Raw genomic sequence first — 8707 nt, 5'->3', positions numbered from 1 at the left:
ATCGGTGAATTGCTCAAGCAGCTCTTTCGGGATTTTCGGCAGCTCTCGCAACGCGGGTTTCTTTTTGGTTGGCATACATGCACCTCTTGCTCATGTTATGCCCGAACACAAAATTTCTGACACCCCCTTTTAACGCCGGCGTTTATCGAGACCTTACTGGGGCACCTCCCCCAGTTAAATAAATCCGCCCCCATTACCGGCAGTACTCACCTTTCTAGCACTCATAACTGAGCATACGCAGCTTCAAAATCATTGATCGCTTGGTTTACTTTGTATCGAAGCATCAGCGATGCGGAAAGCTTTACCATTGCTTCAAACAGGACATGCCCTGATTGAATCTGGCATTGACCAACACAATGTCCAGCATACCCGCCAGTTTCATATGCGTAGACGTTGTAAAAAACCCTGCCTGACTCCCGTCTCAACCCTGCAGTGAGAAGTGCGACAGCGCCGTCTGCCACTTGGGGCTCAGGCCGTGAAAACTCTAGAACATCATCGAACGGAACGAACATAGCTGAAGCGGACATTACAAATAGGCTCGCAATATCCAATGCTTCCTCAACGTTTTTGAGCTCCGGTGTCGCGTACTCGTGCTCAAGAAAATTTCGCATATCGACGACTTTACGCAACAGACTGGGCGCCAATAATCCAAGCGCCCTTACTCGCTCGATCTTTTTTGGCACGTTCCATCTAAGTGATGGATAGCCGAAGGAGATCAGTAACTGATCCAGCTGTCCGACAATGGCTCGTTTCACATTGGTCGTTGCGTTCACAAGCGCGGCCAATCCGCCCCGCTCAAAATCTTCTTCGGCCAAGATCAAAAATTCCATTGGAGAAATTTTCAGATCTGTCATTCCAAAACTTCCACCTCCTAACGCCACTCCACTTTTACTCAAGTCAAATCCATGAGCGACGCAAAACTCTTTGATATCCATCTCAGCTCCTGGCTAATCGGCGAGTCGAAATCAGTGTATCAGTGACGACATGGCCCACCTGGCCGAATTGAGAAGGCAGGCTGCCTCCCTTATCCCAACAGTGGGTAGAAGATGGTCTTGGCTGCCGGTCCTAGCCGGCAACCTTGGCCAAATAGACAGCTTATTTTTTCCAGCACCTCTCGACGTCATCCTGAGTTTTGAGGTCGGTGTCGATTCCCAACCGGTACCAGCAGTAATCAGTAATCCACCCTTGCTCCTCTGCTGTCAGGCGCTCTACCTTACTGATCTCTCCGTCGTTAGCGTGGATGTTGTAGAACTTCATCTGAAACGTCGGATGCTTCTTGATGAAGACAATGGTCTCGATGTCTCCGTCCTCAAGAGCATCGTAGTAGCCAACGTAAAGCATGGTCACTAGGGCGACGACCGCCGCGATTAGAAGCTTTTTCATTCCTGTGACACCTTGTCTGTAGCCCTCCGACTGTACAAACGAGGCGCTTAATTATGCGTAGGAGTGAGAGCCGTGCATTGCACAATGCGCTAAACAAACCCTGACTTCACAGCTACTCCGAAGCAGATCATGACCAATAACAGAGAAATCACGCTCCATTGCAGCACTACCAGCTTGCGTTTAAGGGGGGCCGGGAAATTGGCTAGATCTTGAGAGTTCAGCTCGCCCCTTTTCAAATAAAAATTGGGGAACGTCACAATTCCCGAAATACCACCAACGAGCAGAAGTTTTCCCCAGGGCCCTCCATTCCGAAGCGGAGCGCGAGTCATGATGGCTGAGCAATTCTTAAGATGCTCCAGCATCAGATCCATCTTCGTATACGCAAGGTGCAAACAGACTCCTATCCAAAGAACAAGTCCTGCCAGATCAGCGACGGCGATGGCTAAAAGCACCTTATCAACGACGTTCAAACTCATTTACCTGCCTCATAGATCTTCTCACCTGCCCATTCGCCCGTAGCACCACCAAGCGCTCCGCCCGCATATGAGCCTGACGCTACAACGATGACACCACATGCCAAGGTTGCCGTGCCACCTGTAGGCACACCCAAGCCAACACAGATAATCCCAGCCGTGGAACCAGACAAAAACGCACCGGTAGCAGCTCCCCCGGCAACTCCTCCGACGAAGTTACCGCCCTCGGTATATTTGATTTTTTCGCAGGCATCTTTATTACCTGCCGCACAAACTTCTTGAACCTTCATGTAAGAAGCCCCACCCCCTACGGCTGTACCAACCCAGCCACCATACTTCACAACCTTGGCTGCTCTGGCGACACCTTCTGCGTGAGTGGCATAACCGGGTATCTGTCCCGGTGCACCGGCCAGGGTCCAGTGATGCACCAGGCTTTTGCTTGAGATGCCGAGGGCTGATTTCAGACTTGGATGATCAGGGAACCCAATGCCCTTTCTGGTTAACCCGGTGAGCTGTCTATCAAGCTTGGCAAACAGTCGGGCACGCTCGTTAAAAAACTCCGAACTACGCAAGTGGCCGTCACGCTGAAAGCTTTTCTGATGCAGCGTTTCGATTTCCTTTAGCGACGTTTTCACGTCTTCAAGGTTCTTGGCGAAGATCGATTCTCCAACACCGATTGATGTAGAGCCTTGTGAAAGAACGGACTCTATCTGGCTCCGATAACGGACCATGAAGCTCGCTTCTTCGTCGGACATGGGCTTGAGTGCAGCGTCCACTTTCTGAGCTGCTTCCATGAGCAACGCTTCCTCACGTGTGCACTGGGGATTGTTCGGGTCGCTTAACACGATGAGCTGTCCGGGCTTGGCGTAACCAGTGACGTGTGGGTTGAGGCGCGAGAACTTCTCAAGCGTTGCGCCGTCCGGCTTATCGAACAACGCTGTTTCCAGAGCAGAGCGCGGCATGACTTGCTGAACGATGTAGAAACCGGGTTCCGCTATTGGCTTTGCCGCCTCCGGTTTCTCTGCCGGGGCCTCAGGGTATTCTGCCCAGTGTTTGGCGTGCAGGTCGGTTGGTTCTACGCCACGGTAGACCTTTTTTCTTGACGGGTTAGGTTGCGCGGGCCTAGGTACGTTTCCAACTTCACTCATGAATCATCCTTGTTCACTTCGGGAATCCCGGCTTGGGTTTCTGACAGTCCGAGGCTATCGAAGAGCCCAAGCGCTGGCAGTAAGACAAAACCTAAAAAGCTGTGCCCAAACGGCTGATTTCTGTCATTCGCGGGGTGCGCAGGATAACTGGTGAGGGAAGATGGTTGTATGGCAGCAGATGGCCATCCACGGTGATTGCGGCCAAGCTATTCTGTGTTTAGCTGCCATTACGTCCAATAACGGCAGCTACTTTGAGCCAAAAAGGACGTACGCAAGTGGCTGCTAGCGGCCAGAAGCGGACATCGGCGAGCTACCGGTTGAAACCACAGCAATAAGCGGAAAATTACGATGTATCACTAGAAGCGGTGATCTTATTATTATGGTTAGCGCCCTCGAAGCGCTGACTTACGTAGGAGGAACCTAACTGCTAGTAGCCGACAGTTCGAACGCGAAAGGGAACTCCCATCCGCATTCATTCACCAAGCGTTCAAAGAGTTTTTGCTGATTTTCTAACTCCCGATGGCCAGCCAAATCCAAGTAATAATTCAGTCCAGCATGCTCATAATAAATTAGCCATTCTCCTGTTAACGCTCCTCTTTTCTTTCTTGCTTCAAATCCTTCATATACGAGTGCATGGGATATACGGTTGGCCATAGCCATCCAATACTTTTCGATATCTGTGTCATCTTCGTCCGTCATCAAAACTTCATGCAGCTTAGTTCTCAGTAAACCATTTTTTTCTGCGTAATCGCCAAACCATTTATTCAAAAAGTTCTGAGGTAAATGGTTCGCGTCGAAGTAATGCTTGTGCCAAAAGCGCCCTAAAATGGGCCCTCTAAACTTTTCAGCTGCTTTTGTTCCCGTAAATCGACTTTTTGGTATTTTTTCGAGCAAAGCTATCTCATCTAACACTGAAAATTTATTGATAAGTCTGCGTGATGAGAGATATTGAAGTCGCAACGCTAGGCATTGACTCATGCGATTCGCGTAAGGCTGCGATAGGCACAAGCTTTTTTTCAGCAGGAGTGATTCATATCGATGCAGCAAGGGCATTAGATTTTTCCTATGAGTGTTTGCAATATCAAAATTTATGCGCTGCTGAAGAACGGTTTTACTACACTTGACCCACGGTAACGACATCGGAAAGGAATTCTCATGAGAACGATTGTAGATTTAAAGCTCGCTTACGCCATTATCGGCAGACCCCAAAGCGAAGAACCGAGCCAGCGCTATACGGATGTTGATGTGACGATAGAGGAGGCGCAGAGCGGCCGTGATCGGCAATTAATCATTACCTTGCATGAGCCTCTTGAGGGGCTGGCCGACTTCAATCAGGTATGGGTGACAGTCAATGGTCAAGTGTGCGAAGGCGTCGGCAGGTTTGACGTTGGACGCAACCGCATATTTGTGACCCTTTATCGTCGACAGACCGAATAAAAAAGCCCCCTCCCCCCGCTGATCCATTCTGGATCGGCATAGGTAACAAGGAGCAAGACCGATGCAAATGAGTGAAGTGACAGAAGTAGTACAGGTAGTGGGGGCCGAGAATGCCAACAAACGGTTGGCCGATGGCTGGAAGCTCCTGGCAGTAACATCTGGTGGCAATGGTGACGACAGCGGCAGAACGTTTGTGTGGTACGTGCTGGGTAAACCAGCGGCGAAAGCCAAGGGTGAATTCCGCGCCGGCTGATTTGCCGCGTTACGAATAATTCCGTCCTATGTTCAATTAGCTCCGCGCCTCCACCCGGCCAATGCAAATCCCTGCAATTTCATAGGACTTTTCAAAAAATCGGTGCAAATTAAGTAAAACATGAACTCCGCATATGCTGACCGAATGAATGAGTAGCACACAAGGAAATACGAATGAACTTTTACATACCGCAATATGAAAGTATAAATGCAACAGGCTTCGGAAAAGACCTCTTCAATAGAAAGCCCTTTGCCCAATCACTTACCAATTTGGTTCGCAAAACAAATGACCCGTTAGTGATCAGTCTCAACGGTCACTGGGGCGAAGGTAAAACATCATTCGTTAGGGCTTGGCAAACACTATTAGATGAGAGCAGCGTTCCTAACATCTATATTGATGCCTTCGCTTCAGACTACGTAGACGATGCATTCTTGGTTGTAGCTGGTGCCATCACTGATTATGTGCACCAAAAAATACCAAAAGAAAAAACTGAGGTTTTTTTAGACAAAGCGAAGCATGTGGGTGCACACCTTCTTTCAATCGGTACAAAAGTCGGAATCAGAGCCGCAACTGCGGGATTGATTAGTGGGGATGACTTTAAGGATTTGGACAAGGCAGTTGAAGGAGCAGGCGTTGACATCAGCAAAAGCGCAGAAGAGTACATAAAGGCTAGACTTATAAATCACAAAAAAGAATGCGCATCGATAATTAATTTTAAAAATTACCTTTCAACCATTCCGGCTCTATTAGAGCAGGGCAGCAATAATCCCTTAGTAATCATTATTGACGAACTAGACAGATGTCGCCCGTCATTTGCCGTAGAAATGCTTGAAAAAATCAAGCATATGTTTTCTGTAAAAAATATTACATTTGTATTGGTGGTCAATAAAGTGCAACTGCAAGAGTCGATTCGCGCAACATATGGCACCAATATAGATGCGCACACATACTTGCAAAAATTCTTTACGATTGAGGCGGAGCTACCTCTCAAAGGATATAGCGACAAAAGTACCGTATCTATATATTGTGATTTTTTAGCTGACGTACATAATGTCGCTCATAAAGAAGATGTAAGTGTTTTAATGGCCGCACTGGGTGATCAGCTAAGTATGACATTGAGGCAGATGGAGAGAGCTTATAGCAACTACGTCCTTACATCTATGGCGGGCCGCATACCCAATGACGAGATTATTGGGCTTTTCGTTGCGCTCTGCGTTATTAAAGTCACACACCCTAAGTTATTCTCTGAATTAAGCAAGGGAGTTGTTTCTTACTCAGAGGTATATGCGACTCTCAATTATGACGAGTCAGATGAGGAGAAGTTTCCGCATGAGCTTCACTTTAGCTTGAGGTGGATAAAGGCCTTATTAATGAATGATAATGAATATTCACAGCTGCCGGAAAGCGACTTTTGCAAAAAGCTATTTTCTCGCAGCCACAGAGGAGATAGAAAAAAAACACTTCATGCTGCAATAAATAAAATATCAATCTTCAATATTCCTTAGAGGGTGAGCACCAATTTGTCTATGTTGACTCAGCCTTGGGTCGAAATACGTCTTCCACTACTGGCGGCTTTCGGCCAAAAGCTGCCATAAGTAACACTGGGCTTTTGCCTGGTGGATGACATCCGACAGAGCTAGTATTCTATTATTTGCTTTAGGGGTACTAGCTACCGCGAAGGCTTCTCGGGAAGGTGGCCGAAATTCGTCCCAGTGATGTCTGCAGCTAGCTTGGCATTTTGAATTTTGGCTAGACTAGATTTCACGAACCATGCATATGTGCAGCTTAGGAGTCAAACAATGCGCGAGCCTACACAGAAGCTTTTAGTTGCTGCCGAGCTGTTGGATCGGGCATTGGCAACTTATTTTGAGGGAAAATACTATTTTGCAGCGCTGCACTTAGCAGGTGCTGCAGAAGAGATTCTTGGTGTTTACGTCAGCCGGTTGGGTGAGGATTCCTCCTACAAGGCCCTCAGGGATGGTGCGGTAAGAATTTCTAGTTTTTTAAGTGGGGGAAAGGAATCATCTGCGAGAGAGATAGAGGCGATCATGAACTATGCAAAAAACCGGACGAAACACCTTAACAAATCAGGCGATGACGACGTGTGCTTTGACCCTGCTAGTGAAACTTTAAATTTGCTTGACCTCGCGGTGTCGAACTACTACAAACTGATGAATGGTTTCAACTTGCCCGAGACCGAGCTTGTCGATAGATTCAACAAAGAAATCTCAGGACGTGGTATGACACCCTAAATATAGCTCTTACACTACAAATTGAATTAATAAAAATCTCGGAATTCATATTTTTTAGAATTCTTCACATTGAGCTTACCTAAATCGCTTGTGAATCGATTCAGGCATACTCAACAAGTAGGAGTACTCATATGCTGAATCGTGCTGTAAATTTAATAGTTCGGCAATTGATTAAACTATTTTTCTTTCTGATCTGGTCGTTGGGCGCGACAATATTTTTTTCATTAATTTACCACTACCTTGTTCGTAGTGAGTTTCTATACCTTGCAACGCTATGCTTTCCGACCCTCGCGATTTTGTTTGGCTTTTCCGCTCTATTGTACAATAGGTCTCGGGCGCTTCAGCCCGGACCCGCTCAGCGTCGATCCTTATACGCTGCTGAGAGAGCGCTTCAGGCAACGGTTTTGTTCGCGCTAGGCTTAGCAAGCGGCGCAATTATCGCAACCGTAATTTCACAATTAAGTATAAACTTGCGAACCAGTGAATCGACTACCTGTCTACTACTGGTATTCCTCATACCCATCCTGCTGATACTCAATTCTTTTAGCGCTTTTTTCTTTTCTTTTCGGGCCATATCACATGGCATGGTAAAGTTAATTACTACTCGAGAATTAGTGAGAAAGATTAGATGAATAAGGAACAGTCAAATTCAACTTTTTAGCTCGCTTCTCGATTGCATCGAGCATAAAACCTCCAAACAGCTGCACCTGACCCCTTCCTAAGTCTACGCTCGGCAAGAAGCAGCGGTCTGATAGGCTAATGGAAACAGGTGGAGCTCTGCTATCCTGAACCTTTATCGATGTCCAGTTTGATACTTTTGCCACGCACTCCTTCATAAATGGAGCGAAAGTTTACATAGCCGCCAATGACATGAGGCGACGAGCTATCAAAATGCACCCACTTAAAGCAGTTAAACCTTTCGGAGGAACAATGCCGCTAAATCACTCATCGCAATACGCCGAACTCAGTAACGAACACTTTCAAGCCATTGGCAGGCTGGCTGTTGAATGGTCTAATATTGAATTCCTACTAGGTGTATTGCTATCTCGATTATTGGTAACACCAGAGTTTTTGGCTCGTACTTACACGGATCGATTGTCCGGAGCAGCGCGTCAAGATGCTATAAATGAAGCTTGCAAAATACACAGCTATCGATATAGCTATCAGATGATAAGCGAGGAGCAGATCAAAAAAATCTTAGACGTGAATAATGAAATTACTCCACTCAGAGCAGCCAGGAACAAATTTGCACATTTTTGCTGGTCACGAAGCAGTGATGAAGAGATTTTCGGCACAAATTTTTCTGGCGGTATTCCTATGGGGAGCAAGTACAATAAAAGCTTTGTTTCTTTCACCGTGGCAGAGCTTGATGAGATTCACAAGAAGGCATATGCAATTGTCGATGTGTTGTCAGACCTAATTCTGAATCTCCCAGAGATGGAAGAGGTAGCTCTAGGTAGCAAAGTTAAGCTCCTCCGAGAGTGAACACATGTTCAATTATCGATACTGGCCAAGATTAATTTTTTATCTTCCTCGGCTTTTAGAGTAGCTAATGAACGGCAGCTTTTGGCCGAAAGCAGACATTTACGACACATGTCCTTCGGTTGATCAAAAGCAATCAATCACGTCCCAGGCGATCCATACCCATCGCCCAACTGAACCATCCAAATAACTACCCCCTATAAAAATCACGGCCTCATCAACCTAGGCATCTCCACCCCCTCCCCCAACCTCTCCACCTCCTGTCTCTTATACACATCT

10 protein-coding genes are annotated in these 8707 nt (G+C 46.9%); 5 read left to right on the top strand and 5 right to left on the bottom strand.

Annotated elements, in window-relative coordinates; translation table 11 throughout:
• Positions 1–221: 221 nt before the first annotated feature.
• From DXT77_RS18395 to DXT77_RS18375, 5 genes are all read right to left on the bottom strand, one after another.
• Positions 222–935, bottom strand: coding sequence for a hypothetical protein (locus tag DXT77_RS18395; protein ID WP_119428684.1), 714 nt, complete (start codon positions 933–935; stop codon positions 222–224).
• 160 nt (positions 936–1095) lie between these two features.
• Positions 1096–1383 (bottom strand): hypothetical protein, encoded by a 288-nt coding sequence (locus DXT77_RS18390; protein ID WP_119428683.1) that lies wholly within the window; start codon positions 1381–1383, stop codon positions 1096–1098.
• A gap of 89 nt (positions 1384–1472) precedes the next feature.
• Positions 1473–1859, bottom strand: a complete 387-nt coding sequence (locus DXT77_RS18385; protein WP_119428682.1) for a hypothetical protein — start codon at positions 1857–1859, stop codon at positions 1473–1475.
• A complete protein-coding gene (locus DXT77_RS18380) occupies positions 1856–3004 on the bottom strand; it encodes a hypothetical protein (protein ID WP_119428681.1) in 1149 nt (382 codons plus the stop codon). The genes DXT77_RS18385 and DXT77_RS18380 overlap by 4 nt, the downstream gene beginning before the upstream one ends.
• Before the next feature lie 420 nt (positions 3005–3424).
• Positions 3425–4057, bottom strand: coding sequence for a hypothetical protein (locus DXT77_RS18375; RefSeq protein ID WP_119428680.1), 633 nt, complete (start codon positions 4055–4057; stop codon positions 3425–3427).
• 102 nt (positions 4058–4159) lie between these two features.
• Between DXT77_RS18375 and DXT77_RS18370 the strand changes: the two genes are divergently transcribed.
• The 5 genes from DXT77_RS18370 (at position 4160) to DXT77_RS18350 (ending at position 8431) form a co-directional block, all read left to right on the top strand.
• The gene (locus DXT77_RS18370; RefSeq protein WP_119428679.1) at positions 4160–4441 is read left to right on the top strand and encodes a hypothetical protein; all 282 of its coding nucleotides are present in this window, start codon (positions 4160–4162) and stop codon (positions 4439–4441) included.
• 61 nt (positions 4442–4502) lie between these two features.
• Entirely contained in the window at positions 4503–4694 is a 192-nt protein-coding gene (locus DXT77_RS18365; protein ID WP_119428678.1) for a hypothetical protein, read from the top strand.
• Positions 4695–4867: 173 nt separating this feature from the next.
• Positions 4868–6199 carry a P-loop NTPase fold protein gene (locus DXT77_RS18360; protein WP_119428677.1) on the top strand — a complete coding sequence of 444 codons (1332 nt, stop codon included), beginning with the start codon at positions 4868–4870 and terminating at the stop codon, positions 6197–6199.
• 294 nt (positions 6200–6493) lie between these two features.
• Positions 6494–6946 carry a hypothetical protein gene (locus tag DXT77_RS18355; RefSeq protein ID WP_119428676.1) on the top strand — a complete coding sequence of 151 codons (453 nt, stop codon included), beginning with the start codon at positions 6494–6496 and terminating at the stop codon, positions 6944–6946.
• Positions 6947–7837: 891 nt separating this feature from the next.
• Positions 7838–8431 (top strand): hypothetical protein, encoded by a 594-nt coding sequence (locus DXT77_RS18350; RefSeq protein WP_218568659.1) that lies wholly within the window; start codon positions 7838–7840, stop codon positions 8429–8431.
• The last annotated feature ends 276 nt before the right edge of the window (positions 8432–8707 follow it).

It is taken from the genome of Pseudomonas sp. 91RF (assembly GCF_003576265.1).
In the GTDB taxonomy this organism is placed as follows: Bacteria; Pseudomonadota; Gammaproteobacteria; order Pseudomonadales; family Pseudomonadaceae; genus Aquipseudomonas; species Aquipseudomonas kribbensis.
Note: the sequence above shows the minus strand (reverse complement) of the source record. Positions and strands in the feature narration are given on the sequence as shown.